Below are 25,748 nucleotides of genomic sequence, written 5' to 3'. Positions count from 1 at the left end.
AGTCCTGTTGTGGGGTTACGTCACCGGGTCCCTATGGGTTCCGTGATGGTGTCCGTCCCGGATCGTCAGGGGCGGCCGTTGAAGACGTCCGTGCCGAAGCTGTCCAGGCCTGGCGCGCCGGCGTACCCGAGGCGCGGCAGCGAAAACGCGTCTTCGATGCTGGCCAGGAGGCTGAAATGGTTGTAAGGCCGGTCCGCCGTCGTGCCGCCACGGGTGAATGGCGAGAGGACCAGTGCCCCGATCCTGCCGCCGGCAGTCCCGCCGGGCACCAGCTCTGATGGTCCCACTGTCTTGCCCTCGGCTTCATCAAAGGTGATGACCAGCATCCCGTCCCGCCTGAAGGCCGGGGAGTCCAGGATCGCCGGGATTTGCCGGCTCAGCCAGCTGTCGGCTGCCGTCAGACCCCCGGGGCTGCCATCGACACAGGGGTTGTCGTGGCCGTCATTACAGAGGTTCGGCGAGATATAGGACAGATTCGGTGTGGTCTCCACGGAGCGGAGGTCACCGGCGAGTTCGCCATAGTCCACCACGTTGCTTTGGCAGTCCGGCGACGAGGTGATGGACTCGAAGTACACGAACGGATTATGCCGCGTAGCGTACTCGTCGCCCACCTTGGCGCCCTGGCTGCCGTCCTTCGCGCCAAGTTCGGGATGCCGGCATGACATTCCCATGTCCTCCATGTAGGCCTTCCAGGTCTTGCCGGCCGCACTGAGTTGCCCGGCAACCGTGGGGACCGATTCCGGATAAACACAGCCGGTTCCCTCCACCTGTCCCAACGCGGCAGTCCCTGTTTGCCGGAATGCGGCGTAGGTGGGGCAGTCGCGCCGGGTCATGGCATTGGAAGCCTGCCCGGAGATTTGGGCGAGGTAGTTCGGGTTGGAGTTGTGGGCGATCCCGTAGTACTGGGACAACAGGACGCCCTGGCTGCGGAGCGTCTGCGAAAGGTACGTGGCCCGGGAATCGGCGCCCCACACTTCGTTGTAGCCCTTGTTCTCAAGGTTGATCACGAACACGTGCCCCGGCTTGGCGGCGGCCTGCCCGCCAGCGCCGCCGCCGGCCGTTGGGCCCGCGCTGCCCCCGGCCGTGGGGCCTGGACCGCCGCCAGGCGGCACGGGCACGCACGCTGCAGCCGAGACGAGCAGGAGCGCTGCGACAAGCAGCCCCTTGGTGATTCGACGCGCCGTCTTCGTAGCGTTGCAGCAGCTCATGGTTCCAGCTTTCTGATTGACCCGATCAGCATGGCATTGGTGGCTCCAGTGGTTGAACTCTTACACACCGTCATCCGGAAAACCGGTGAACGGCCTAGAGAGTGGCTGGGAAAAGGCCCGGATGTTTTCGCACCGTTGGAAGAACCGGAACCGGCGGACTGTTCACTGGACCGGTCAGTAAAACGCCCAGTAGGCCGTTCACCCAGTAGGCCGTTCACGCAGTAGACAGTTCAGTAGTGAAAGCGGTGGTGGTAGTTTGCAGTCATGAACGCAGCACCGGATGCCATTCCGCTTCTGGATCTCAGCGCAGCCAGGCGCCAGGACGGAGCCTTTGACCCCGGCTTTGTGGAGGCCTTACGCGACGCGTCGCACCGCGTGGGCTTCTTCCAGCTGACTGGCTACGGGGCCGATATGGCCGAGGTGGACCAACTTTTTGATGTCACCCGGCGGTTCTTCGAACTCCCGCTGGAATCCAGGCTGGAGCTGGACAACCGGCTGTCACCACATTTCCGCGGCTACACACGCTTGGGCCACGAAGTCACAAGGGGCCGGCCCGACGCCCGCGAGCAGCTTGATTTCGGACCGGAACGCCCCGCCGTCGACCACTACCCTCCGGATCAACCCTATTGGCTGGTACAAGGGCCCAACCTGCTGCCGGACCAGGCTTTGCCTGAGCTGCGGCCCGTATGCATGGCCTGGGCGGAGCGGATGTCCCGCGTCGGCGCGGAATTGCTGGCCGCCATTGCCGTGTCGCTGGAACTGCCGGAAGACTACTTCGCCGAACCGTTCCAAGGCTCCCCTGCCTGGATGGCCAAGCTTGTCCACTATGTCGGCGGCGTCGTCGCCGATGCCGGCCGGCAGGGCGTCGGTGCGCACGCCGACTACGGATTCGTCACGTTGTTGCTCCAGGATCAGGTCGGCGGCCTGGAGGTGCTCCCGCCGGGCAGCGACACCTGGATTCCTGTGGAGCCTATTCCGGGGGCCCTGGTGGTCAATCTCGGTGAAATGCTCGAAGTTGCTACCCAGGGCTACCTGGCGGCCACGATCCACCGGGTGGAGGCTCCCCCGCCCGGCGTCGACCGCTACACGGTCCCCTTCTTCTGGTCATCCCGCCTTGATGCGGTCATCGATCCGGTGCCCCTGCCGCCCGCCCTCGCAGCGTGGTCCCGGGGAATCTCCGATGATCCGCACAATCCAATGCTCGCCTCCTACGGCGCCAACGTGCTGAAAGGGTGGCTGCGGGCGCATCCGGAGGTCGCCCGGATCCATCATCCCGAACTCATCCGCACCAACGAGTAGTCCGGCCGGCCCGCCTCCCAGGACTGTCCGGCGTTCTGCTCAGGCTCTGCGCTGTCTTAAGCTTTGCGCTGTGCGACGGCGCCCGCGAGCGCGGCCAGGCCCCTCTCGAAGTCGGCACCGACCATCTTGTCCATGTTCATGAACAGGGCGAAGACTTTGCCGATGCCCTTGTTCTCACCGGTCATGGTCCACGTGACCTCGGTGCCGCTGGCCGAGGGGGTGAACGTGAAACTGGTCGGGTTGACCGCTTTGAAGGGCTTGGTGAACTCCAGGCGGATCTTGATGCTGCGCGGCTCAGCCGTGTCGACAATTTCCATCGTCCCGGAGCCGGCCTTGCGGTTGCCGCTCCAGGCGTACCTGGCCCCCGCGCCGGAGTCGCTGCCGGAATAGCTCCGTTCCATGGCAGGGTCAACCGCCTCCCACGGAGACCACTTGGTCCATTCGTGGAAGCTGTTGACCAGCGGATAGATATCCTCGGCCGGTGCGGGAATGACAGCGCTGCGAGTAACTTCATAGGTTGACATGCCGCAATCCTAGGGGAACCACGCGCATAGCCCTCGTCGCCGTGCTGTTGCCGCTGGCAGGCCTTCTTTACGGGCCGCCTTCGTTCCGTTCGACGACGAAGTCCCCACCGGGAAAAATGATGGTCTCGTGGCCGTCGTCGAACCTGACGTGGTACGGCGGCGCACCGTCGGTCCCCTTTACCTCAAGGATCAGACCGTGCCGGTCCGTGGACTCGACCGTGGTCCCCCTGATGGTGATGCGGTCCCCTGCGGCTGCCTTCATGACGGTCACCTGCATTTCTCTTGACGCTTCTGTGCCCGAAGATCATTATTGCAATTGACGGCTGGGGGGCGCTATGGCCTTGGATGAGGAGCCTTGCCGTGAATAGCACCCAATCACTTTGCACACCCGTAAAAGGGATCGCTGGCCTTTGCCCGAAAGCCGATTTCGCGGCAGGACCGAGCAACGGCATGCTCCCTGCATTGAACGGACGGTGCCATCCGGGCTACCGACGACGTCGAAGCCGCGGGGGTGATTGCTTTGACCCGCGCAGCGCTGCAGGACCAGCGGGGTTCGGGCCATGATGGCCGCAATCCTCCGGCTGGTTATGCAGTTCCGGCTCTTGGTCCTGGCCGTTGCGGCAGGCATTCTGGCCTTTGGGCTTACGAGCCTGCCGAGCATGTCCGTGGATGCCTTTCCGGAATTCGCCCCTCCCCAGGTCGAGATCCAGACTGAAGCGCTGGGACTCTCGGCTGCCGAGGTTGAGCAGCTCATCACTTCACCCATGGAGGCCGATCTGCTCAACGGTGTGGCCTGGGTGGAGGCGATCCGGTCCAAGTCGGTGCCGGGTCTTTCGTCGATCCAGATGGTTTTCAAGCCCGGGACCGATCTTTTCCGCGCACGCCAGCTGGTCTCGGAACGGCTGACACAGGCCCGCGCCCTGCCCAACGTGTCCGCGGCGCCCGTGTTGATGCAGCCGCTGTCCTCGACCAGCCGGGTCATGATGGTCCGGCTGACCTCGAAGGACATGTCGGCCATCGATATGTCCGTGCTGGCCCGCTGGACCATGAAGCCCGGGCTCCTGGCCGTACCGGGCGTGGCCAACGTGTCTATCTGGGGCCAGCGCGACCAGCAACTTCAAGTCCTGGTGGACCCGGCGCAGCTCGAAGCCAAGGGCGTGACGCTGGACGAAGTCATCAAGACCGCCGGCAATTCCGTGTGGGTTTCGCCCTTGAGCTTCCTGGAGGCATCCACACCGGGCACCGGCGGGTTCTTTGAGACGGGCCACCAGCGGATCGGTGTCCAGCACGTCCTGCCGATTACCACCCCGCAGGATCTGGGCCAGGTCCCGATCGAAGGGTCGCCAGGGAAGCTGCTGCTCAAGGACGTGGCCACGGTGGCCACCGACCACCAGCCGCTGATCGGCGACGCCCTGCTGGGCAAGGATCCCGAGTTGTTGCTGGTGATCGAAAAGTTCCCGGAAACGAACACGATGGACGTGACCCGGGGCGTTGACGAGGAACTCCGCGCACTCCAGCCTGGCCTGCCCGGCGTCACGATCGACACCAGCGTCTACCGGCAGGCGTCATTCATCGACGAGGAGGTCGGGACGCTCGGCATCGCCCTGTTGGTCACGCTGTTGGTGATCGTTGGCATGTTTGGCGCCTTCTTCCGCTCCTGGCGCACGGCATTGATCAGCCTCATCACCATTCCGGTGTCGCTGACCGCGGCGGCGCTGGTGCTCCAAGCGCGGGGCACGGGGATGAACGCCATGGTCCTGGCCGGTATGGTGCTGGCCCTGGCCGTCATCGTGGGGGATGTCGCCGAGGACCTCAACGGCATCGCCCGGGCCCGTCGCGCAGCGGCCGGATCAGCCCAGGCGACCGGCGACGTCGGCCGGCAGGAGACGCGCGAGGAACGCGAGGCGCTGATCCCGGAGGCTTTGCGCGCGGCCCGCACCCCGATGCTCTACTCGCTGCTGATCATGGCGTTGGCCGTCCTGCCCGCCCTCTTCATCGCTGGCGAGAACGAGGCCCTCTTCGGCCCGCTTGTCCAGAGCTACCTGCTCGCCCTGGTTGTCTCCATGATCGTCGCGCTGACCGTCACGGCCGCACTGGCCTACTACCTCCCTGTGGGCTCCGCCGCGACGGGACGCCGGTCCCTGCGGCGGCTTCAAGGCTCGTACGGCAGGGCCGTGACGCGCCTTGCCGGCAAGACGCGCTGGGTGTTCGCCGCCGGCGCGGTGGTGGCGCTGGCCGGACTCGCCCTCGTTCCCTTCCTGGCCGCCAACCAGCCCGTTGTGCCAGTCCTAGCTGACAAAACCCTGGTGGTGCACTGGAGTGCGATCGCCGGCACCTCCGACCAGGAGATGGGCCGGGTCACCGAGGCCGCTGCCCAGGAGCTGCGTGCCCTGCCGGGTGTCGCCAACGTCGGAGGACATGTTGGACGGGCAATCACCTCGGATCAGGTCGGCGACGTCAGCTCCGGCGAACTGTGGGTCACGGTGGCCGCCGACGCGGCCTATGCCGACACAGCCGCCTCGGTCGAGCGGGTCATTGCCGGCTATCCGGGCCTGACCAGCAAAGTCTCCACCTACCCGCAGGAGCGCATCGACCAGATTCGGGAAGAAGCCGACTCCGGCTTTGCCGTCCGCGTCTTTGGGCTAGACCCGACGATCCTGCGGCAGAAAGCGGCGGAGGTACAGCAAGTCCTCGAGCACACGGCCGGAGTTGCCAATCCCCACATGGACCTGCCGGCCGAACAACCGATCGCCGAAGTCAAGGTGGACCTCGCCGCGGCCCAAAGGGCCGGAGTCGTCCCGGGCGACGTGCGGCGGGCAGCCGCCGCACTGCTGCAAGGCATTGAAGTCGGGAACCTCTATGAAGAGCAGAAGGTCTTCTCGGTTATCGTAAAGGGGGCTGCGGCCACGCGGAGCAGCCTGGACAGCGTCCGAAACCTGATCATCGACACCCCCAACGGCCGCCACACCCGCCTGGGCGACGTAGCCCAGGTAACCATGGTCGGTAACGAGTCCGTGATCCTGCATGACGACACCTCGCGGCGCATCGACGTCAAGGCCGACATCCAAGGCCGTCCGCTGGGCGACATTGAACGTGACATCAACGCCAGCCTGCAGCAGATGCAGTTCCCGATGTCCTACCACGCGGAGATCCTGACCCGGTATGCCCAGCAGGAAAGCAACTACGCCTGGCTCTGGCTGCTGGCAGCGGTCGCCGCGGCGGGCATCCTGGTACTGCTGCAGACGGCGACGGGGAGCTGGCGGCTCGCGGGCCTGCTCTTCCTGGGCCTGATCCTGGCGCTGTCCGGCGGCGTGCTGGCCGCCCAGGCCACAGGCGGGATCAACTCGCTGGTCGCCTTGGTCGCCTTCGCCGCCGTCCTCGGGATCGCCGTCCGTGGCACCCTCCTGCTGGTCGGCCACGTGCGTACCCTGCGTGCCGGGGACGCCGCGGCGCCGTGGCCCGCACTGATCACCCGCGGGGCCCGGCAGCGGCTGGCGCCCGTCCTGGCCTCGACCCTGGTCACGGCCGTGGCGCTGTTGCCCCTGGTCCTCTTCGGGGGGGTCGTAGGAACGGAAATTATCCTGCCGTTCGCCGTGATCATCTGGGGCGGGCTGCTGACGACCATCTTCTTCACCCTGTTTGTTGTGCCCGCCACGCTGCTTCGGTTCGAGCCGAAGCAAGCACCCGACGCGCGGACGGGCGAAGGCACCGCTGCACGCACTGAAAGTCAGGATGCGTCATGAACTCCACACCTTCGCCCTCCACACGTCCGCCGCAGCGCAAGAGGGCCGCGGTAGTCGTCCCTGCGTCGTTCGTGGCCGTGCTCACGGCATTCAGCCTGGCCGGCTGTGCCGAGACAGCGGACACTGCCCCCACTGGCGACAGCCCGGCGGTCGTTGCCGAAATACCCGGCACCGACCTCCACCGGCTCACGCTGACCGAGCGCGCCGTCGAACGCACCGGAATCCAGACGGCCTCGACGGCCCTGGATCCCAAGACGCACAAGCTCACCGTCCCCTACGGGGCCATCATTTATGACAGCGCCGGCGAGACGTGGGTCTACACCAACCCGGAGCCCCAGGTCTACGTCCGCCAGTCCATCACGGTGGAGCGGATCAACGGCCAGGTTGCCGTGCTGAAGAGCGGCCCCCGCGCCGGCACCACCGTCGTCACGACCGGCGCCGAGGAACTCTTGGGCGCCGAATTCGATGTGGGTGAATGACGATGCGCTGGCTCATCGGGATCAGCCTGCGGTTCAGGACCGTCGTCGTCGCCTTCGCCTGCGCCGTGATGCTGCTCGGTTCCCTGCAGCTGGGCGCGGCTTCAGTGGACGTTTTCCCGGAATTTGCGCCGCCCCGGGTGGAAATCCAGACCGCGTGCCTGGGCCTGACCGCCCAGGAGGTCGAAGAGCTGGTGAGCGTGCCGATTGAGGCCGCTTTGAGCGGCATGCCGGGCCTGGACGAGCTGCGGGCTAAGTCCGTACCGCAGTTGTCCTCGATCGTTCTGGTCTTCCACCAGGGCACGGACCTGCTTAACGCCCGACAGCAGGTCTCGGAGCGGATGTCCTCGGTGACCACGGCGCTACCCACCTGGGCCGCTCCGCCGGTGATGCTGCAACCGTTGTCCGCAACAAGCCGCGTGATGAAGATCGGGATGACCTCGTCCCAGCACTCGCTCATTGAGATGTCCATGCTGTCCTACTGGACCATCCGGGCCCGGCTGTTGCGGGTTCCAGGCGTGGCTAATGTCGCCATCTGGGGTGAGCGGCTCCAGATGCTGCAGGTCCAGGTGGAACCGGAGAAGCTTAAGGCGCAAAAAGTCTCGCTCAACCAGGTCATGGAAGTCACCGCCGGCGCCCTCGACGCTGGCCTGCTGCAATACTCACCGGGGCGTTTCATCGGCACGGGCGGCTTCATCGAAAGTCCCACCCAGAGAATGGGGATCAGGCACGTCCAGCCGATCCAGACTCCCGCGGACCTGGCCCGGGTGACCATTCGGGAGAAGGACGGCGTGGCGCTGCATCTGGGAGATGTGGCCCGGGTCGTGGAGGACCACCAGCCGCTCATTGGTGATGCCGTGATCAATAACGGGCACGGGCTCATGCTGATCGTTGAGAAGCTGCCGTGGGGCAACACCCTGGACGTGACCAAAGGCGTTGAGGAGGCCCTCCACGAGCTGCAGCCCGGCCTGAGCGGCATCACCTTCGACACCACCATCTTCCGGCCGGCCAGCTTTGTCGAGGAGTCGATCTCCAACCTCAGCACCGCACTGCTGCTTGGCTGCCTGCTCGTCGTCATGATCCTCGTCGCCTTCCTCTTCCAATGGCGCACAGCCCTGATCAGCCTTGTCGCCATTCCGTTGTCCCTGCTCACGGCCGCGCTGGTGCTGTATTACACGTCCAGTTCGATCAATACGATGGTCCTGGCTGGGCTGGTCATCGCGGTAGGTGTGGTGGTCGATGACGCAATCATCGACGTCGAAAACATCATGCGCCGGCTGCGGCAGCAGCGGGCCCAGGGCAGCACCGAGTCTGCCGCGTCTGTGGTCCTGAAAGCCTCGCTCGAGATGCGCAGCCCGATTGTGTACGCAACGCTGATCATTGTGGTCGCCGCCGTACCGATCTTCTTCCTCGAAGGACTGACCGGCGTCTTCTTCCGCCCGCTGGCCATCACCTACACCCTGGCGGTCCTCGCCTCCATGCTGGTGGCCTTGACCGTCACGCCCGCCCTGGCTTTGATTCTGCTGGGCAACGCCAAACTGGACCAACGCGACGCTCCCCTGGTCCGCGTGCTCAAGCGCGGCTACCACGCCATCCTGACCCGCTTCATGAACCGGCCCCGCTACGGCTACGCAGGCTTCGGCGTCCTGGCGTTGGTGGGCCTGGCGATCGTTCCCCTGATGGGCCAGTCGCTGTTCCCCACCTTCAAGGAACGTGACTTCCTGATGCACTGGATCTCGCAGCCTGGCACCTCTGCGGAGGAGGAGTACCGGATCTCGCAGCGCGGCTGCGCGGAATTCCTCCAGGTGCCCGGCGTCCTGAACTGCGGCACGCACATCGGCCAGGCGTTCGCCGCGGACGAGATCGTCGGCGTCAATGCCGGCGAACACTGGATCAGCATCGACCGCCACGCGGACTATGAGAAGACCCTGGCCGACGTCCAGGAAGTTGTGGACGGCTATCCCGGCCTGTTCCGGGACGTCCAGACCTATCTCAAGGAACGGATCGAAGAGGTCCTGACAGGCGCCAGTGAACCCATTCTGGTCCGGGTGTATGGGGATGATCTCCCCACGCTGCGGGAACAGGCCCAACGGGTCAAGACCATTCTGGAGGACATCCAGGGCACCGAAGACCCACACGTGTCCCTCGAAGTGGAGGTCCCACAAATTGCCGTGACCGTCGACCTCGCCAAGGCGCAGAAGTACGGACTCAAACCCGGGGACGTCCGACGGGCAGCCGCGACGCTTGTGGCCGGCGAAGAGGTGGGGGACGTCTTCCGGGATGGCCGCGCCTACGACGTCCAGGTCTGGAGCACGCCCGCAACCCGTTCCAGCGTCACCAGCATCGAAGACCTGCCCATCGATACGCCCAGTGGCCAGCGCGTCCGCCTCGCCGACGTCGCGGCCGTCAGCCTGCAGGCAGTGCCGAACCAGATCGACCGGACCAACGGATCCCGTCGGGTGGAAGTCGGCTCGCTCCTCGCGCAGGGTGCGGATCTTGGAGAGGTTGTCGGCGAGCTGAAGGCACGGCTGGAGAAGCTGGATCTGCCAGCCGGATACAGCGTGCAGCTGCTTGGCGAGTACACCGAACGCGAGGCAGCCACGAACCGGCTCATGATCTTCGCCGCTGCGGCCCTCGCCCTGATCCTGTTGCTGCTGCAGACATCCTTCCGTAGCTGGCGGCTGGCCGTGTTGTCGCTGCTGACGCTGCCGGTAGCGCTGGTGGGTGGAGTCATCGCGGCATTCATTTCCGGCGGAGTCCTGTCACTGGGCTCGGTTGTCGGGTTCCTCACTGTGATGGGGATCGCCGCGCGCAACGGCATCCTGCTCATCAACCACTGCCAGCACCTGGAACGGAATGAGGGCGAGCGCTTCGGGCGGCCCCTGGTCATGCGGGGGGCCTCGGAGCGGCTTTCGCCGATCCTCATGACCACCCTGGCCACAGCGCTGGCTCTGGTGCCCCTTGTGGTCATGGGCAATGTCCCGGGCCATGAGATCGAGCACCCCATGGCCGTCGTCATTTTGGGCGGCCTGGTGACTTCCACGCTGCTGAACCTGTTCATCGTTCCCTCCCTCTATCTCCGGTTCGCCAAGTCCAGGAAGTCGCTCGAACGGGAACGCGCCGCAGACGGGACAGCGACCGTCTGAGCCCGGCCACAAGCCCCGCTGGAACCCGCAAAGGAAAGATCCGATGTTCCGCAAGCACCTTGCCCTAGTCAGTTGCCTCGTGGCCTTGCCATTGTCGCTCTTCACGTCCGTGGCTGCGCAGGCTGGCACCGGTCCGGCCCCAACGGGTTCCGCCCCAACAAATTCCGCCGGGGCCGCACCCCAGGCCGGTCCCGCAACAGACTGCGGCGCTGGCTCGCTCCCCGCTTTCAGGGCGCGCAACTTCCCCGACAAGCCGGAGGTGGACAACACCTGGCTCCCCATGAAACCGGGCACGCGCTCCGAGTTCACTGGCCGCGTCACCGACCTCACCACCAACCCGCCAGAGGTCCACGCGCACCGGGTGGTGTCCATAGTGACGGGGCTGACCAAGATGGTCCACGGAGTCCGCACGGTTGTCCTGTGGGACCGGGACTACAACGACGGAGTCCTGGAAGAATCCGAGCTGGCATTCTTTGCGCAGACGGAGAAGGGCGCGGTCTGGTTGTTGGGTGAGTACCCGGAGGAGTTCGAGGGCGGAAAGTTTGCCGGCGCCCCCAACACGTTCATCGCAGGAGTGGACAAAGCCCGCGCCGGCATCGCCATGCTGGCGCACCCGTCGAAAGGATCCGGCCCCTATACCCAGGCGTCAGCGCCCGCGATTGATTTCCTGGACTGCGGCCAGGTGGCCAGCAAGGCGGCCAAGACCCTGAAGATCGACGAGTTCAACCCCCTCGAAGGGTCCTCCGCCGGCCATCAGCAGAAGTATTACCGGGCCGGACTGGGAAGTTTCAAAGTCACGGCCTCCAGCGGGGACAGCCAGGAGTTCCTGGACCTCCACTCGACCACGATGCTCGATGACGCCGCACTGGCCGCCGCCAACAAGCGGGCGTTGGCGCAGGACCGGCACGGCTATGCCGTCAGCCCCGGCGTCTACGGCACCACAGAACGGGCCAAGGTCGATCACAGCTGCAACTGACAGCCGATACCGACAGCCGGAACGGCGGCCGTCAGAACAGCGCGGCCGTCACGGTTCTGGTGAGCTGCTGGATGATCCGGGCCCGCGCGTCCATGTCCGAGTAATTTTTGCCGCGGGTGTAGACGACGAACGCGAAGGCCCGGCCGTCCTTGACCAGCACGGCCGCGTCATGCAGGTTGCCAAAGAGCAGCCCATACTTGTGATAGACCCCTACCCCGGGCGGAACCGCGGGCGGGATCAGCGTCTCGTAGTTGGTGTTCTGCATGTACGACAACAGCTGGGCAGTGTGCTGCGCGTTGAGCAGCTGTCCGGTGTAGAGCAGCTGGAGCGTCCGGGCCATCTCGGCCGGGGTCAGCAAATTCACCGTGCGGTCGTAGGCGATCCCGATCGACGCGGCATAGTTTGTTATCCCGCGCTGGCCGACAGCGCGCAGGATCAGTGCCCATGAATCGTTGTTGCTTTGCTGGACCATCTGCCGGATCTGGGCCCCCGCCGTCGAGGCTCCCAGCCGGGTCGACAGCGAGGCGCGGCCGGTCTCCACCAAGTGGTAGTAGGCCGAAGCTGCGAGAATCTTGGCCGTACTGGCGGCCACAAACTTGCTTTGGTCCCCGTAGCCATGGACCACGCCGTCAGAGAGATCGATCAACGACACCCCCACTGCGTACGCACCATTGGCGGCGATGATCGCGCGGATCTGGTTGTCCAACTCGGGGCCGATGGCCGGGACCGCCGCGGCGGGGACTGGCTTTGCAGCTGGTTGCGTGGCGGCCGCTTCAGCACTGGCGGTGGGTGCGGCGCTGCCCGCCGCTGCCGCCGACGTCGGGGTCGCCGTCAGCGGTGATGCGACGGCGGTTGCGGACGGCTCGGCCGCGGCGGCGGGCGGTGGCTCGGCCTGCAGACCAGTCTGGCCGATCGCGTAGACGCCGCCGGCCGCCACAAGGGCAACTGCGACGGCGGCGGCGGTCAGGTGCCGCGGCCGGATTCTCGTGAGCCGCGAGGCCAGCGGCCCCGGTCCCGGCTTGGATCCATCGGCCCGGTGCGCGCCTGACCCATAGTGGCGCGCCGGCTCAGCCATCCGATTCTCCGCCGGATCTGTGCTCGAAAACTTTCGCGGGCATCTGTCTTCCTCCGTAAGCGGCTGACCGGGGCTGGACACCAAAGTCTTTCGCATTCTTCCCTCTAGCAACTCCAGGCACAAGAGCCCCGCCTTTGATTAAGCTTGCGTTCCCCCTGCAGCGCTGCTTCACTTCTTCAAATCCTCACTTCTTCATCGGCAGGATTCTGCAGAAGCGTACGCTGGTGAAAGACGCGCTCGTAGAAGGCGCTCGTGAAAGGCGCTGTGAAAGGGCAAGGAGCGGCGATGCGCAAAGTTATCCTTTCCATGCAGGTGTCCCTCGACGGGTTCTTCGAGGGCCCAAACCAGGACCTGAGCTGGCATATGGTCGACGACGAACTCCACCGCCATTTCAACGAACAGCTCGCCGCCATGGGCGCCTTCCTGGACGGGAGGGTCACGTACGAGCTGATGGCTGAGTTCTGGCCGACGGCGGACTCGGACCCCAACAGCCCCGCTTCGATGGCCGAGTTCGCCCGCATCTGGCGCGACATGCCCAAAATCGTGTACTCCCGGACCCTGGCGACGGCCGGCTGGAACACCACCGTGGTCCCGGAGGTAGTGGTCGAGGAGGTCCTGGCGCTGAAGTCGCAGCCGGGCGGCGACTTGGCCCTTGGCGGGGCGAACCTCGCCGACACGTTCCGGCGGTACGGGCTGATCGACGAATACTGGCTGTACATCCATCCGGTCCTGGTCGGGCGGGGCAATCCGTTGTTTAAGTCTTCGGACAGCATTGCCCAGCTTCGCTTCCTGGAGACACGGTCCTTCAGCAACGGGGTGACCCTGCTGCGTTACGCCGCCTAGGCTGCGGACCCGGATTGGGGGCAGGGATGACGGCACAGGAAAGACCGGCGATCGCCTGCCCCCAAAGGCAGTCGATCGCCGGTCTTTCCGGACTGACAGGCCCGGTCTGTTCGGGCCCGGAAGCGTTCCGGCCAGGGAACCCTACGGCCTAGGCGCGGACGAAGGTCACGCCGCCGGTCGCGGTGAGCCAGGACATGGGGTGAACCATCGTCTGGTTCTTGCCGTTCATGCCGCCGCTGACCACCTGGCCGTTGCCGGCGTAGATGCCCACGTGGCCGGACTGGACCACTATGTCGCCGGGGATCGGGGTCGCGACGCGGGTTCCGAGGCCAAGGAAGGCACGCGGACCGATGTCCCCGACGGGCTTACCCGCCGCGCCCAGGGCCTTTTCCACCATTGCGGTGCAGTCCTGCGTGATGCCCACCTGGCGGTAGGCGGCAGCAAGCATGATGGCGTTGCGACCGGCAGCGGGCGCCGCGGCCGGAGCTTTGGCAGCGGGCGCCGCGGCCGGAGCGGCCTGGACGTGCACGGTTGCCTTAGGCGCCACAGGCTTCGACGCAGGCGCCACTGCGGGAGCTGCGGCAGGAACGGCGGCAGCCGGCTTGGGCTGTTCGATGACCGGCGCGGCGACGGAAGCAACCGCGGGGCGGTCGAAGCTGATCGAAACGTTTGAATCGGCCGTGAGCGGCGCGCTGATGAGTCCCTTGACGTCCACATGGGACGCCGCTGCGGAGTCACGCTGCACAGGTGCTGTGGCCGCGTTGGCCGCCATTCCGGTGGTCAGAACGAGGCCGGATGCGGCGGCGAGAACGGCGGCATGGCGCGCAAAAGTATTGATTGAAGACAAGAATGTCCCTCTCCCAATGCCTGCGAGGTGAGCTGTCGGATTCGGATGGGAGGCACCCGGCCGCACTCCCCGGCCCGTCATAGCGGGCACTGTGCGGCTTCACCCCAAGACCTGCGTGATCAGCAGGTCAAAAGTGGTTTCCCCGTCTCTGCCGGTCGTCGATGCGAGTTACCCCCGGGCCGCGGCAGAGTTAGGCAATCGGCTGGGGGGCGCCCGTCTCGGAATCAACTGGGCACATATCCACGGTAACCCGAGGTTCAACCAAATGTCACATTCAGGTAACGAAGGCCACACTCCGGCAGGTAAGTGCCCATAGGGCGGCAGGGTTTCCGAACGTAGGATGATGCCATCAGCACCACCTCGAAGCGGAGGCCCGAGATGAGAACCCACTGCGTCGCCATCTGCCAGTTGAGCAGCCAGCCCCAGGAGGATTTCGACGTCAACACCGAACTGCTGATTCTGGACGGCCAAGACGTACACGTCGCCACCTGGGATGCGGAACCGCGCGACGGTGGCTTCGACGAGCACGTCCTGAACGACCGGGTGGACGCGCTCGGGTTCATGGTGGTCAACGACTGGGCCTTCCTGGACGGCAGAGCGTATGCGGTGGTGGAACGGCGGTCAGTAGGCTAGGCGCGCCGTGACGTTCCTGTCCCTGGCACTGATCTCCGTCGCCGCACTGGCCGGTCCCCTGCTGGCACTGCCGGTGCGCTGGCGGCTGCCGGTGGTGCTGGGCGAACTGCTGGCCGGGATCCTGATCGGGCGGACTGGGCTGGGCCTCGTGGATCCGGCAGATCCGACGTTCAGCCTGCTGGCCAACATCGGGTTTGCGCTGATGATGTTTGTCGCCGGAAGCCATGTTCCGGTGAGGGATCCGCTGATCCGTTCCGCGCTCGGCCATGGCGCCCGCCGGGCCGCGGCTGCAACAGCGGCAGCAGTGGCTGTCGGAACCGGGATCGGTCTGCTTTTCGGGACGGGACATGCTCCCCTGTACGTCGTGCTCTTGGCGTCATCGTCAGCTGCCCTGGTCCTGCCGATCGTTGACTCCTTGCGCCTGGGCGGACCCGATGTGGTCGCCATGATCGCGCAGGTGGCGCTCGCCGACATCGCCTGCATTCTGGCGCTGCCGCTCATGGTGGATCCGCCGCACGCGGGACGGGCGGCACTGGGCCTGCTCGTGGTGACGGGCTGCTCCGTCGCGCTCTTTATCGTGCTGCGCTACCTGGAGCGCAGCGGCATCCGCGGCCGCGTGCACCGGCTCTCGGAAGCGCGCAAGTTCGCCCTGGAATTGAGGGTCCAGCTGGCGGTGCTTTTTGCCTTGGCCGGTGTGGCGACGTTCAGCAGTGTATCGGTGATGATGGCCGGCTTTTCCTTCGGCCTGGTCATGGCGGCTGTTGGCGAACCGCGGCGCCTGGCCCGGCAATTGTTCGGCCTCAGCGACGGCTTCCTGGGCCCGGTCTTCTTCGTCTGGCTTGGTGCCTCCCTCACGCTTAAGGATCTGGCTGGGCATCCGGACATGATTGGCCTGGGCCTGGCCCTCGGGGCGGGGACGCTCCTGACACACGCGGGCCTGACGTTCCTGGGACTTCCGCTGCCGCTCGGTGTGTTGTCTGCGGCCCAGCTCGGCGTGCCGGTGGCGGCGGCGAGCATCGGCACGCAGCTTCAAGTGCTGCTCCCCGGCGAGGCAGCAGCTTTGCTGGTGGGTGCGCTGGTCACCATTGCCGCGAGCGCGGCGGCCGGGTCGTGGGGAGCCCGGACGTTCGCACTTCCGCCGAAAATCCACGGCGGACCCGGCGGACCCGGCGATGCCGGCAGCGCCGTCGGACCAGGCGATCCCGGTGGACCTGGTGAACCCGTCGATCCCAAGGACCGAAGTTAGTTGCTCACCCCGCGGCGGGGGTGAACTGCAACTCCGGTCTCGTCTTTGCCACCTCCGCCAGGACCCGGGAAAGCGCCTCCCGGGCCGCGGCGGCACCGGCAGTGCCTCCGGCGCCGGCGTCGGCGTCACGAGAGCGCCATGCGGACTCGTCGAGCACTGCTCGGGCATGGCGGACGAACCGGTCCCAGTCCCCCGCCCCGGCCCGCAGCGCCAGCAGCGGTGAGAGCAGCGCTGCCCGGCGCAGCCAGGCATCGGGTCCGCGCACCCACCGGTCCAGCACGCTGTCCGCCCGCACCCGGCCCAGAATGTCGAGACCATCCACGAGGGGTCCGACGACGTCGACGGCGAGCGGATCCACGAGGTCCCGCATCCGTGCCTCCCGGATGAAGCCCTCCAGCCGGGTGAGATCGGAGTTGGTCAACACCTTCACATTGGCCTGCAACAGCACCACCGCGGCCAGGCGCCGCTCAAAAACCGGCACCTCCCACAGTTCGGAGCTAAGCGCGGTGATCTCGTCGTGCGAGAGCCCGGCGTAGCGCCGCCCTGCGTCCCGGACGGTCCCGCGTATTGCACCCACGGAGGCGCCGTAGAACCGGAGGCCACGACCGCCTGGATCCTTTCCCAGCCGGGTCGCCAGCTCCTCTGCGCGGCTCCAGGAACCTTCCCGCTGCAGCGCGAGGTCAATGAATTCGCCAGCATCACTCATGTGTTCATTCTTTCCCCTGAGGCCGGAAAACGCGGCGCATCGCAAAGTGAGGTTTGCCGCCCACGGTAACGGTCCGGTAACGTTGCCACCTGGCCGTGAAGGCCTGGCCCGAATGCAGGGCCCCGGATAGCCCGCGTCGCCGGGCGCCGTTACGCCGTTGGGCGTCTGCTCGCCGGTGCCCTGCGGCAGGGCCGGAGGAAGCTTCCCGCACTCGCCGCCGCCTTGGTAGCGACGGTTGTGTGTGCCAGTCACAAAGCCCGGAGGGGTCCGTTGTTCCAGAAGACACAGTCCAAGACAAGCCGTCTCAACAAAGTAGCCATTGCGGTGGCCATGGGCGCCTTGTCCCTGACCGGGTGCGGCGTCGCATCTACCGTAGGCGCCGCAGCCCCTTCGTCCGGTCAGGCCGTACGCTCTGCCGCCGCTCCGGAGGCTGTGGCATCGCCAAAGGCCGCCGCATTGCCAAAGGCTGCCGCATCGCCGAAGGCCGCGGCGACGCCAAAGGCTACACCAACGCCAAAGGCGACAGCCACGGGCACGGCTGTCGTCCCTGACGAGTTGGACACCGCACCCATCGGCAGGACGGGCGGGACCGCCGCGGCCCCCACCGCTGCCGAAGCCGCGCCTGTCGCCGCCGTCGAACCGGCGGCAAAGGGTACTGCCGCAGCGGCAGCCGCCACGGGCACAACCCCGGCTGTCGCCGCACCGGCCCCCGCTCCCGTATCCGCGCAAGCCGCTGTGGCCGCGACCGGCAATGGGTCGCAGGCGGCCACCGTCCGCGGCTGGGGTGCGGTTGTTGCAGGTGATGAGTTCTCCAAGACCGGCGCCCCGGATTCGACTAAGTGGAGTGTATTCAAGGGAACCGGCCACGCCGGAAAAGGCGTGCGGAGCCCCCAGGCGTGGTCTGTAGCCAACGGCGTGGCGACGGTCAGCGGAAACTCGGCCGGAACCACGGGCGGCATGTCAGCCAAGTTCGCCCAGCAAAAGTACGGCAAGTGGGAAACGCGGATGAGGACCAACGCCAGGGATCCGAAGTACCACCCCGTCCTGATTCTGTGGCCCAACAACAACACTTCCCCCAACTGCGCCGAGATCGACTACGCCGAGGGAAGCACCAACACTGCCCAGATCAAGTTCTTCCTGCACTATGCCTGCGGCGGCTCGAGCTTCCAGACGACCGCGGCCAAGACCATCGACACCACGCAGTGGCACAACTACGCCGTGGAGTGGACTCCGGCTGGCATCACAGGTTACATCGACGGCGTCAAGACCTTCTCCGACACGAACCCGGCGCACCTGCCCACAGTGGGCATGCACCAGACGCTGCAGCTGGACTGGTTCCCGGACGGCTCGGCCACCAAACCGTCGCAGATGCAGGTCGACTGGGTCCGCGTTTATAAGTAAGAGCGGCCCCATCCAGGCCGGCACATCGAGTGAAGCCCCGTGCCAAGCAAGGCGCGGGGCTTCACTGTGCCGTTGGCCCCTCAGGGCATCAGCACCGAAACCTGCGCATCATCTTGGCGAAAACTTCGCTTCCGTTGAAGGTTCGGCGCCTGGCGCCGATATAGGGTGTGTCACGGTGGGCCGCCTTCAGAACCGGGAACCTACGCCCGGGATGGGGGGAAGGCGGCAGGCCGGTTCCGGGCTCAGCCGGAACGTTAACCAAAGGAATAGCCCGTGTCGGTGGAGCCGTCATCCCTCCCAAAACGCCCCGGCAGCCAGGATCCCGATGATCTGGCCACCGGCGCTGAGCATGCCGCCAATGCCGTTGGAATCCGACACCAGGCCGCACGCATCATCGAAGCCGTCCTCGCCGACACCGCGCCGGAGCACGGCCGTGCCCGGGAACTGCTTCACCGGCAGGTTGCTGCGCATCCCGGACGCCCGGAACTGGCACTCGTGGAACACCTCGCCGCGATGAAAGCGGTGGCCGGACCTGTCGACGGGTCCTTCGAGGCTGCCGAGCTCCCCGGGCCGGACGGCACCTCCGGAGCGTGAAGACGTTAAGCCGGCCCGCGGAAGCTCACTTATAGACGCGGATCCACGCGACGTGCAACTGGGTCGGTCTGGTAGGTGTCCCGGCGGGAAACCAGTCAAGCTGCACCGCTTGATGCATCCCCACGGTTGGCTGATGGGCCGGGTTCGCATCGGCAAACCACACCGACCCGTCGAGGTATCCGGTGATCCCGCCTGGCGTCCACTCCACGGCATAGTTGTGCCATTGCGTCGTGTCCACCGACCGCGCGGCACGGGTCTGGAAGTTCGGGCCGTGGCAGGCGTAGTGCAGGTTGAACTTGATCTTGGTGATGTCCGCAGTGCCTTCGGCATAGTCAATTTCCGCACAGGTGGGCGATACGTTGTTGTTCGGCCACAGGAGCAGGGCTGGATGATATTGGGAGTCCCGTGCGCTGGTTTTCATTCGGGCCTCCCAGCGGCCGTACCGCTGCCGGGCAAAACGGGCAGACATGCCTCCCGTGGTGCCCGCAGAGTCACCGCTGACCGTGACGGCGCCGCCGCCGACAGCAAGGGCCTTCGGGCTCCGAATGCCCTTGCCCGCGTGCCCTCGTCCGTCGTAGGCTTTCCACTTCGCGGGGTCAGGCGGGCCAGAGTAGTTGAATTCGTCTCCGGCCACCACTGGGCCCCATCCGTGCACGACGGCGGCCTGCGTCCCGTCCGCTGCGGATGCTGCAACGCCCAGCCGGTCAAGTCCGGGGCCGGCTCCGCACCCTGCAAGGCCCAACGCGCCCGCCGCGGTCACAGCGGCCGCGATGCGATGTGCGAACATGACAATTCCTGTTCCGGGACCGCTTTGGCCTGATCCGTCGACATGTCTCCGCTGTCAGACGTACTTGCCAAACCAGGCCAAGGTGTCGTTCCAGGCAGCGGTGGCTTGCTCCTGGTTGTAGCGCTCCCCCGTGTCGTTGTGGAAGGCGTGGTCCACGCCGGGGTAGACCTTGAGCTCGTGTCGCACGTCGGTCGCGTCCAGGGCATCCTTGAACGCCGGCATGGCGCCGGTGATCCGCTGGTCCAGTTCGGCGTAGACCCCAAAGACCGCCGCCTTGATGGCCCGAACTTTATCGAGATCAGGCGCCGGCCCGTAGAACGCCGATGTGGCCTTCAGCCCAGGGAGCGCCGTCGCCGCCTGCCAGGTGATGCCGCCGCCAAAGCAGAAGCCATTCATGGCGATCCGCCCATGATCCACGAAATCCTGTGCCCGCAGGTAGTCGAATCCCGCGGCGAAGTCGGCGACGTGTCGTGGGGCTCCGGCCTGCGTCAACGCTCCTGGGACGGCATCCGGGTCCAGGCTTGCCGTGCCTCCCTCCCTGCTCAACAGGTCCAGGGCCAGGGCCGCGTATCCGGCTTTAGCGAACCGGCGGGCCACGTCCTGGATGTGCGCGGTCAGGCCGCGGTTCTCGTGGCAGACCAGCACTGCCGGCCCGGCCGGGCCATTCTCCGGCCGGGCCAGATAGCCGCTGATCTCGGTGCCGCCGGACGGGAACCGCACCGTCGCCGTCGTGAGTCCGGCCGCCCCCTCGGGGACGGACAGCGGGCTCTTGGCGCCCGGCACTGCACCCGACGACGCGCTGCCCGACGCCGGCGACGTCGAGGAAAGCGTCGGCGTCGGCATGGGGTCCGTGGCGCGGGGAACTTCATCGGGCGTGCACCCGACCAGCAGCATCGCCGCCGACGCTGCCCCCATGCTCCCCATGATGAACGCAACGCGCCGCGTGAAGGTGTGCTGCGTCATGGCTCCGGCGCGGTAGTCGTCGAAGAATTCCTCGATCAGGTACTTTTCAAACTTGCCAAGCTGCGTCATCCGAGCCTCCCGAAGTTGCCGAACATCCTCCTCCGAATCGTGCCGCCCGGCAAGGGCGAAAGCTCCAGGCCCGGGCATCTTCGTCCTGGTTTCCCCGACCGCGCGGGCACCTGCACTCAAAAGTCAGCGATCTTGGTCCGTCGGGTCCTGCGGGCGGTGCCCTGAGAGCGCCTGTACCGCCTCTGCAATACCGCCATGTTGCCGTTCCAGCTCTTCCATGAAGAGCCGTCCGTCGGTGATGAGGCCGTCCGTGATTTCGAAAATTGTGACGCCGCGCATCTCGAAGGGCTGCCCATCAGTGCGGGTGCCGGCCCAGTTCCATTCACTCCACGTGGTGTTCCCGTCATCCACGGAGTGCACCACCGCGGCATGAAAGTCGGGAACTCCTGCGAACATTGCGGTCCAGTTCGAGTGCATTTGGGCTCGTCCTACGAATGCCCTGGCCGGATGGGCGGGCTGCACGCTTCGATACGATCCATGGAACAATGCGGCCGCTGCCTCGAGGTCGTGCGCATTGACCGCGGCGAGCAGGCGTTGGATAACTTCGCTCATCTTTCACTCCATCTGGTGCTCAGAACCGGGCTTCAACAGCCCGGCCATCCTTGGCCCGAGCTTCACGGCGAGCGGCTGGGACCGCCAAGCGCCCCGGGACGGGCTGTCGCCCCGGGGCCGCGGCTATCCGGTCACCTGCCCTGTCGACTTGTTCCAGGTCAACCGCCCGTTTCGGAAGTCCGATCTCCGTCCTTCGGAAACCGAGTATTCGTCGCTGGTCGGATAGCCCAGCCGGCTCTTCTCCCAGCCCAGGGACGCCCACTTGGTCCGGATCGCCCCCTCGACATCGTGGGCTCCGGTCGACGGACTGTAGTAGATCGAGGCGCCGCCCGAACCCGAGAAGTGGTTGTACCGCCCCACGTTGTCCGGTGTAGCCTTCTCATCCGTGGTCGGATAGCCCAGCGGGCCCGTTTCCCAGCCCTTTGCCGCCCACTTGGCCCGTATCCCGCCCAGGACGAAGTGCGCTCCGGTGGACGGCGTGTAGTAGATCGAAGACCCGCCCGTACCCGAGAAGTGGTTGTATCGCCCCACCTTGTCCGGGGTGCCCTTCTCATCCGTGGTCGGGTAGCCCAACGGGCCCGTCTCCCAGCCCGTTGCCGCCCACTTAGCCCGTATCCCGCCCAGGACGAAGTGCGCCCCGGTAGCCGGCGACCAGTAGATCGAGTTTCCACCCGATCCGGAGAAGTGGTTGTAGGCACCCACCTTGTCCGGGGACGTTTTAGTGTCCGTGGTCGGATAGCCCAGCTTGCCCGTCTCCCAGCCAAGCGACGCCCACTTGTCACGGATCGCACCCGATACCGAGTGCGCCCCGGTAGCCGGCGACCAGTAGATCGAGGACCCGCCCGAGCCCGAGAAGTGGTTGTACCGCCCAACCTTATCCGGCGACCCCTTCTCGTCAGTGGTCGGGAAGCCCAGACTGCCCCCGGCGCCACCCGCGGCCTTGTACAGGCCGTAGATCCCCCCGGTGACCGCATGCGCCCCGGTCTTGGGCGACCAGCAGATCACCCCTCTGACGTAGTCCTGGCACTTCCCTCCCGCTACGTCGTACTCCAGGGTCAGCGAGCGGCCGAGTGTCGAACGCGGGTCACCGGCGCCGGTCTTCCAAGCGTAGGCAGCGATCGGGTCGTCGGTTCCGGTCCCGGTGAGCATCACCTTCAGCGCGCCCTGGCCGTCATTGGCCGTCAGCAGGTAAAACGTTTCCGACGTCCCGGCCTGCCCGACGGCTGTCGGTGTGAAGGTCACGCTCTGATAAGCGGATTCACCCGCAGGGATCACCAGGCCTTCGGAGATCGGAGCGGTGGTGGTGAAGACGCCCTGCGGGGCCTTCGCCTTGGTGATGGTCATGGGGATGTTTCCGGTGTTTGAGATCGTGAAATCTCTCGTTGCTGATGTGCCCACGGGGACGGCACCGAAGTCCAGGGCGGACGGCACCTGCAGGTGCGCCGTTCCGGAAACAGCGGTCGCGGTCACCGGCACGGTCAATGAGCCGCGGTCGCTCTGGATAACCAGCTTGTCGGTGACCGGATTCGCCGTTGTGGGACTGAAAGTCAGAGACACGGGAACCGATGCCTGGGGTTGGATGGTCTGTCCCACCGCCGGCACGGTGCTCGGGTCGACTTTGAGCGTTGCGTTGACCGGCAAGGTGACGCCGGTGATTTTGGCGACGGTGGTACCGGTGTTGACGATGTTGACAGTCTGCCGGCTGCCCGTCTGGGTCGGCACGTCGGTGAACTCAAGCGAGGCGGGTGTTGCGCCCAGTCCGTCCTTGGTGCCCACGCCGTGGACACCGACGAGGTCGGTCTCGCCGTCGCTTGTCTTGACTGTCAGCGTCCCGTCAGCCTGTCCGGGAACCGTCGGCGCGAAAGTCACGGGGACGGTCATGCTGCCGCCTTTAGCCAGCGTCCGAGGCAGGGCCATTGCTCCAATGCCGAACGGGGCAGTTCCTGTGATGGCACTGACCGTCACCGCCCGGGAAGCGGTGAGTGTCACGCTGCCGGTGCGCGTAGCGCCGACCGGTGCTGTGCCCAGGTCGGTGTTCGTCGCCCCGACCGCCGAGGTTGTCGGAATACCGAAGCCGATCACGTGCCCGTCGCGGGTGCCGACGTACACCCGACCATTATCGGTCGCTACCGTGACGAACTTGGCGGCTATACCAATAGGGGCGCTGAACACTTCTTTGAGCTGGCCTGTGCCGTCCGGAAGCGCGCGGTAAGCTCGCAATTCCGCCCCGGCCCCGGTCCCTCCGGTGGTGTAGACCACCCAGACAAGGGCGGAGGACCCGTCCTTGCCGTTCGAGGTCACCACCGGCGAGCCGGAGCTGAATCCGAACGTGCCGGCGGAGGTCCCGACGGCGGCGAGGCTGACCCCGCCCGAAGCGCTCGGCACGAGCTTGAAGGCGCGAAGGTATCCGTTGCTCTCGACGACGTAGATGTATCCACCGTTAGTGGTCCCGAGAAAAGCGGGCTTTCCCCACACTCCGTTGTACGGACCGGCTTTGTCGAGCACGGCATCGGTTGCGCCAGGCCCTTGCGCCATGCCGCCCAGATTATCCCGGTCCAGCAAGTAAACTGTGCCGTCCTTGCCGACTTGCGCCAGCAGGTGCGGGTGTGCAGCGGTGCCGTAACCGTCCGGAATCCCCACCGGGGCCCCCGACCCCAGATCGGCGTCTTCCCGGTCCAGCTTGGCGTTGTTGGTAGGGCTGAAGAAGTCGGTGGGCTTGAGGTTGCCGTCTGCACCGACCTTCAGCCGGACCACCGACTCGGCCAGGGTGGTGGGAGGCGTATTGCCCGGGCTTGGCTTCGGTGAGATGCCGTTCCCGGTGGTCAACAGAATCTGACCCGCACCGTCAGACACCAACCCTCCGCCTGACTGCCAGATACCGCCTTCGGCGCTGGCGTTGCCGGACTCCGTGGCCCACATGGTTGTCTGCCGGCCGGCAGTGGACACGCCGACGACATATCCGACGAAGGGGGTGTAGTCACAGTGGCTGGCGAAGCCCGCGTACACGACCCCATTTAGGAGCAACAGCCCGGGCCGCTGCATTGCAGTCATGGCATTGAACGGGCGGGTGGGGTCGTTCGTCGGCGCACCGTCGATGACAACGGGGAAGCCGGGCCTCTCCGCGCCTGTGGCCACATCGAGGGAATGCATGTACCAGTGCGGGAGCCGGGCAGTCGCTCCGTCATTGGTCTTCGCCATCAGGAAGACGCTCTTCGTCGCCGCGTCGTAGACCGGCGTCGATGTGATGCCGATGTTTGGTGTGAGGTCGCCGCAGCCAACCGTTGACACCGGCCAGGCCGGTCCAAGGTTGCGCGTCCACTTCTTCGCGCCCGTCGCCCCGTCCAGCGCATAAACGTTATTGTTCTCCGTCGCAGCAATCACCGCGCCACCGACCACGAGCGGCTGGGCGTAGACCTGCCCGTCCACCGCGGCGGAAAACAGCTTGCCGAAGTTCGAGGAGGCAACCGATGACGGCGAAAGCGCGGTCTCGTTGTTGTCCCATCCTGTCCGCAGCGAATCGTGGGCGATGGTCCCCACATCGGCTGAGGCCATCCCGCTGACCGACAGCCCGGCGAATGCGAGCGACGTCGTCAGGAGGGCGGCCCAGGCCGATCGTTCGAGCCGGAAGGGGGCTGCCCCACCCATGCGTTGATTGCGCAGACGGCCAAGAAAATGGCCGGAAAATACCCGTTGTTTTGTGTGATCACGCATGGTTGAGACCCGTTCCTGACCATTAAATTGACTTACTTAAACCCAGTACTCAGGAGCGTAGGAGCGGGGAAATACGGGCGCCCGAGTGGGGACCACTCGTCTTTTTGGGGGGCGGCCCTCGCTTTTTCGCTGGCGCTACTTGGCCGGTGCGTGGGCGAACACAGGTGCTTACTTGATTCCCTGTGCAAACCGCTGCCAGCAAGCGCCGCGTTTGACCCTTGCGATGCGTTGCAGGGGTTCGGATAATTCCCCCGCCTTACCCGGCGTCGGGTGTTGCCTTCCCCGAACGGAGCTTCCGCCGTCTGCGCCGCCGCCAGACGACCACCAGGCCAAGGACGACGACGGGGAGCAGCACCCAGCCGCCGATGTCCAGAGCATCACCGAGTGTCTGTGCCACAGCCCCGGCCACATAGGCGAGAACGCTGAGACTTGCGACCCAGGCGATACACCCCGGGATGGTCCACAGCAAGAACTTCGGCCAGGGCATCTGGGCAGCTCCCGCGGCGATGGCACCCCACAGCCGGACGACAATGACCCAGCGGCCGAAGAACAAAGCCGTCCCGCCGTGCCGTTCGAAAAACGATTCCAACTGTTCAATGCGGTGTTCGTCAGCATGGAAGCGTTTGGCGAGCTTGAGCATCAACGGACGCCCACCTACCCGCCCCAGAACGTAGCCGATGGTGCTGCCGAGGATCGCGCCCACGCTGCCGAAGGCGATCACGGCCGCAAGGTTAAGACCTCCCTGGCGAGCCGCGGTGTAAGCCCCGAGCAGCACGGCAACGGCGGGAAGCGGTACACCGGCGCACTGGGCCAGCACGATCACGAGCACCCCGAAGTAGTACGCCCAATGGTCCGCCACGTCTGTCTCCGCGGCGGCGAGGACGGCCCAGCCGAACGCCAAGGTGCGGAACGCGCTTGCTCCGGCCATGACTCACCTCGCCTGTGCTGC

General features: G+C 66.0%; 22 protein-coding genes and 1 riboswitch. Of the genes, 10 read left to right on the top strand and 12 right to left on the bottom strand.

Features of this window, described 5'->3' with window-relative positions:
- Nucleotides 1-65: 65 nt before the first annotated feature.
- Nucleotides 66-1,208 carry an alkaline phosphatase family protein gene (locus BM372_RS06840; protein WP_256214084.1) on the bottom strand — a complete coding sequence of 381 codons (1,143 nt, stop codon included), beginning with the start codon at nt 1,206-1,208 and terminating at the stop codon, nt 66-68.
- Between the two features lie 264 nt (nt 1,209-1,472).
- Here BM372_RS06840 and BM372_RS06835 point away from each other — a divergent pair, with 264 nt between their 5' ends.
- Nucleotides 1,473-2,507 carry an isopenicillin N synthase family dioxygenase gene (locus BM372_RS06835; protein WP_090953463.1) on the top strand — a complete coding sequence of 345 codons (1,035 nt, stop codon included), beginning with the start codon at nt 1,473-1,475 and terminating at the stop codon, nt 2,505-2,507.
- 56 nt (nt 2,508-2,563) lie between these two features.
- On the opposite strand, the gene BM372_RS06830 is transcribed toward BM372_RS06835, so the two are convergent.
- Both BM372_RS06830 and BM372_RS06825 read right to left on the bottom strand, forming a co-directional pair.
- Complete coding sequence (locus BM372_RS06830; RefSeq protein WP_090953461.1) at nt 2,564-3,031, bottom strand: SRPBCC family protein; 468 nt, start codon at nt 3,029-3,031, stop codon at nt 2,564-2,566.
- A 67-nt stretch (nt 3,032-3,098) separates the two neighbouring features.
- On the bottom strand, nt 3,099-3,293 hold the full coding sequence (locus BM372_RS06825; RefSeq protein ID WP_090953779.1) for a DUF1918 domain-containing protein: 195 nt from the start codon (nt 3,291-3,293) through the stop codon (nt 3,099-3,101).
- Between the two features lie 298 nt (nt 3,294-3,591).
- On the opposite strand from BM372_RS06825, the gene BM372_RS06820 reads away from it, so the two are divergent.
- The 4 genes from BM372_RS06820 to BM372_RS06805 are packed head-to-tail and all read left to right on the top strand — an operon-like array spanning nt 3,592 to nt 11,372.
- Nucleotides 3,592-6,774 carry an efflux RND transporter permease subunit gene (locus BM372_RS06820; protein ID WP_256214083.1) on the top strand — a complete coding sequence of 1,061 codons (3,183 nt, stop codon included), beginning with the start codon at nt 3,592-3,594 and terminating at the stop codon, nt 6,772-6,774.
- Nucleotides 6,771-7,253: an efflux RND transporter periplasmic adaptor subunit gene (locus tag BM372_RS06815; RefSeq protein ID WP_090953459.1), complete on the top strand. Its 483-nt coding sequence runs from the start codon at nt 6,771-6,773 to the stop codon at nt 7,251-7,253. The genes BM372_RS06820 and BM372_RS06815 overlap by 4 nt, the downstream gene beginning before the upstream one ends.
- Complete coding sequence (locus BM372_RS06810) at nt 7,250-10,396, top strand: efflux RND transporter permease subunit (protein WP_256214082.1); 3,147 nt, start codon at nt 7,250-7,252, stop codon at nt 10,394-10,396. The genes BM372_RS06815 and BM372_RS06810 overlap by 4 nt, the downstream gene beginning before the upstream one ends.
- A gap of 43 nt (nt 10,397-10,439) precedes the next feature.
- The gene (locus BM372_RS06805) at nt 10,440-11,372 is read left to right on the top strand and encodes a hypothetical protein (protein WP_256214081.1); all 933 of its coding nucleotides are present in this window, start codon (nt 10,440-10,442) and stop codon (nt 11,370-11,372) included.
- Nucleotides 11,373-11,403: 31 nt separating this feature from the next.
- Here BM372_RS06805 and BM372_RS06800 read toward each other — a convergent pair whose 3' ends face one another.
- On the bottom strand, nt 11,404-12,447 hold the full coding sequence (locus BM372_RS06800; RefSeq protein ID WP_090953457.1) for a serine hydrolase: 1,044 nt from the start codon (nt 12,445-12,447) through the stop codon (nt 11,404-11,406).
- Nucleotides 12,448-12,732: 285 nt separating this feature from the next.
- On the opposite strand from BM372_RS06800, the gene BM372_RS06795 reads away from it, so the two are divergent.
- Complete coding sequence (locus BM372_RS06795; protein ID WP_090953455.1) at nt 12,733-13,290, top strand: dihydrofolate reductase family protein; 558 nt, start codon at nt 12,733-12,735, stop codon at nt 13,288-13,290.
- Nucleotides 13,291-13,438: 148 nt separating this feature from the next.
- Here BM372_RS06795 and BM372_RS06790 read toward each other — a convergent pair whose 3' ends face one another.
- On the bottom strand, nt 13,439-14,137 hold the full coding sequence (locus BM372_RS06790; RefSeq protein WP_090953453.1) for a hypothetical protein: 699 nt from the start codon (nt 14,135-14,137) through the stop codon (nt 13,439-13,441).
- A gap of 3 nt (nt 14,138-14,140) precedes the next feature.
- Nucleotides 14,141-14,341: riboswitch (cyclic di-AMP (ydaO/yuaA leader) on the bottom strand.
- Between the two features lie 174 nt (nt 14,342-14,515).
- Here BM372_RS06790 and BM372_RS06785 point away from each other — a divergent pair.
- Nucleotides 14,516-14,770, top strand: coding sequence for a hypothetical protein (locus BM372_RS06785; RefSeq protein WP_090953451.1), 255 nt, complete (start codon nt 14,516-14,518; stop codon nt 14,768-14,770).
- 7 nt (nt 14,771-14,777) lie between these two features.
- The gene (locus BM372_RS06780) at nt 14,778-16,016 is read left to right on the top strand and encodes a cation:proton antiporter (RefSeq protein ID WP_090953449.1); all 1,239 of its coding nucleotides are present in this window, start codon (nt 14,778-14,780) and stop codon (nt 16,014-16,016) included.
- 4 nt (nt 16,017-16,020) lie between these two features.
- Here BM372_RS06780 and BM372_RS06775 read toward each other — a convergent pair whose 3' ends face one another.
- Together BM372_RS06775 and BM372_RS20980 are read right to left on the bottom strand one after the other, a co-directional pair.
- The gene (locus BM372_RS06775) at nt 16,021-16,722 is read right to left on the bottom strand and encodes a DNA alkylation repair protein (RefSeq protein ID WP_090953447.1); all 702 of its coding nucleotides are present in this window, start codon (nt 16,720-16,722) and stop codon (nt 16,021-16,023) included.
- 398 nt (nt 16,723-17,120) lie between these two features.
- Nucleotides 17,121-17,258, bottom strand: coding sequence for a hypothetical protein (locus tag BM372_RS20980; RefSeq protein WP_256214080.1), 138 nt, complete (start codon nt 17,256-17,258; stop codon nt 17,121-17,123).
- A gap of 19 nt (nt 17,259-17,277) precedes the next feature.
- Between BM372_RS20980 and BM372_RS06770 the strand changes: the two genes are divergently transcribed.
- Complete coding sequence (locus tag BM372_RS06770) at nt 17,278-18,123, top strand: glycoside hydrolase family 16 protein (protein ID WP_256214079.1); 846 nt, start codon at nt 17,278-17,280, stop codon at nt 18,121-18,123.
- Between the two features lie 273 nt (nt 18,124-18,396).
- A complete protein-coding gene (locus BM372_RS06765) occupies nt 18,397-18,717 on the top strand; it encodes a hypothetical protein (RefSeq protein ID WP_090953446.1) in 321 nt (106 codons plus the stop codon).
- A gap of 25 nt (nt 18,718-18,742) precedes the next feature.
- On the opposite strand, the gene BM372_RS06760 is transcribed toward BM372_RS06765, so the two are convergent.
- The 5 genes from BM372_RS06760 to BM372_RS06740 form a co-directional block, all read right to left on the bottom strand.
- Nucleotides 18,743-19,504: a glycoside hydrolase family 16 protein gene (locus BM372_RS06760; RefSeq protein WP_090953444.1), complete on the bottom strand. Its 762-nt coding sequence runs from the start codon at nt 19,502-19,504 to the stop codon at nt 18,743-18,745.
- Nucleotides 19,505-19,558: 54 nt separating this feature from the next.
- On the bottom strand, nt 19,559-20,536 hold the full coding sequence (locus tag BM372_RS06755; RefSeq protein WP_090953442.1) for a dienelactone hydrolase family protein: 978 nt from the start codon (nt 20,534-20,536) through the stop codon (nt 19,559-19,561).
- A 123-nt stretch (nt 20,537-20,659) separates the two neighbouring features.
- Complete coding sequence (locus tag BM372_RS06750; RefSeq protein ID WP_090953440.1) at nt 20,660-21,088, bottom strand: nuclear transport factor 2 family protein; 429 nt, start codon at nt 21,086-21,088, stop codon at nt 20,660-20,662.
- A 123-nt stretch (nt 21,089-21,211) separates the two neighbouring features.
- A complete protein-coding gene (locus tag BM372_RS06745; RefSeq protein ID WP_177235921.1) occupies nt 21,212-24,733 on the bottom strand; it encodes a choice-of-anchor D domain-containing protein in 3,522 nt (1,173 codons plus the stop codon).
- Between the two features lie 322 nt (nt 24,734-25,055).
- Entirely contained in the window at nt 25,056-25,727 is a 672-nt protein-coding gene (locus BM372_RS06740; RefSeq protein WP_090953436.1) for a DedA family protein, read from the bottom strand.
- Nucleotides 25,728-25,748 lie beyond the last annotated feature (21 nt).

The organism is Arthrobacter sp. ov118, from assembly GCF_900116495.1.
Classification (GTDB): Bacteria; Actinomycetota; Actinomycetes; order Actinomycetales; family Micrococcaceae; genus Arthrobacter.
The sequence above is the reverse complement of the archived record's forward strand: the minus strand, read 5'-3'. Positions and strand labels throughout refer to the sequence as shown.

Coding starts and splice junctions, on each gene's coding strand:
- BM372_RS06760 (WP_090953444.1), bottom strand. CDS start 19,504: ATGTTCGCACATCGCATCGCGGCCGCTGTGACCGCGGCGGGCGCGTTG.
- BM372_RS06840 (WP_256214084.1), bottom strand. CDS start 1,208: ATGAGCTGCTGCAACGCTACGAAGACGGCGCGTCGAATCACCAAGGGG.
- BM372_RS06805 (WP_256214081.1), top strand. CDS start 10,440: ATGTTCCGCAAGCACCTTGCCCTAGTCAGTTGCCTCGTGGCCTTGCCA.
- BM372_RS06740 (WP_090953436.1), bottom strand. CDS start 25,727: ATGGCCGGAGCAAGCGCGTTCCGCACCTTGGCGTTCGGCTGGGCCGTC.
- BM372_RS06795 (WP_090953455.1), top strand. CDS start 12,733: ATGCGCAAAGTTATCCTTTCCATGCAGGTGTCCCTCGACGGGTTCTTC.
- BM372_RS06775 (WP_090953447.1), bottom strand. CDS start 16,722: ATGAGTGATGCTGGCGAATTCATTGACCTCGCGCTGCAGCGGGAAGGT.
- BM372_RS06755 (WP_090953442.1), bottom strand. CDS start 20,536: ATGACGCAGCTTGGCAAGTTTGAAAAGTACCTGATCGAGGAATTCTTC.
- BM372_RS06750 (WP_090953440.1), bottom strand. CDS start 21,088: ATGAGCGAAGTTATCCAACGCCTGCTCGCCGCGGTCAATGCGCACGAC.
- BM372_RS06785 (WP_090953451.1), top strand. CDS start 14,516: ATGAGAACCCACTGCGTCGCCATCTGCCAGTTGAGCAGCCAGCCCCAG.
- BM372_RS06830 (WP_090953461.1), bottom strand. CDS start 3,031: ATGTCAACCTATGAAGTTACTCGCAGCGCTGTCATTCCCGCACCGGCC.
- BM372_RS06825 (WP_090953779.1), bottom strand. CDS start 3,293: ATGAAGGCAGCCGCAGGGGACCGCATCACCATCAGGGGGACCACGGTC.
- BM372_RS06815 (WP_090953459.1), top strand. CDS start 6,771: ATGAACTCCACACCTTCGCCCTCCACACGTCCGCCGCAGCGCAAGAGG.
- BM372_RS06800 (WP_090953457.1), bottom strand. CDS start 12,447: ATGGCTGAGCCGGCGCGCCACTATGGGTCAGGCGCGCACCGGGCCGAT.
- BM372_RS06835 (WP_090953463.1), top strand. CDS start 1,473: ATGAACGCAGCACCGGATGCCATTCCGCTTCTGGATCTCAGCGCAGCC.
- BM372_RS06810 (WP_256214082.1), top strand. CDS start 7,250: ATGACGATGCGCTGGCTCATCGGGATCAGCCTGCGGTTCAGGACCGTC.
- BM372_RS06820 (WP_256214083.1), top strand. CDS start 3,592: ATGATGGCCGCAATCCTCCGGCTGGTTATGCAGTTCCGGCTCTTGGTC.
- BM372_RS06745 (WP_177235921.1), bottom strand. CDS start 24,733: ATGGGTGGGGCAGCCCCCTTCCGGCTCGAACGATCGGCCTGGGCCGCC.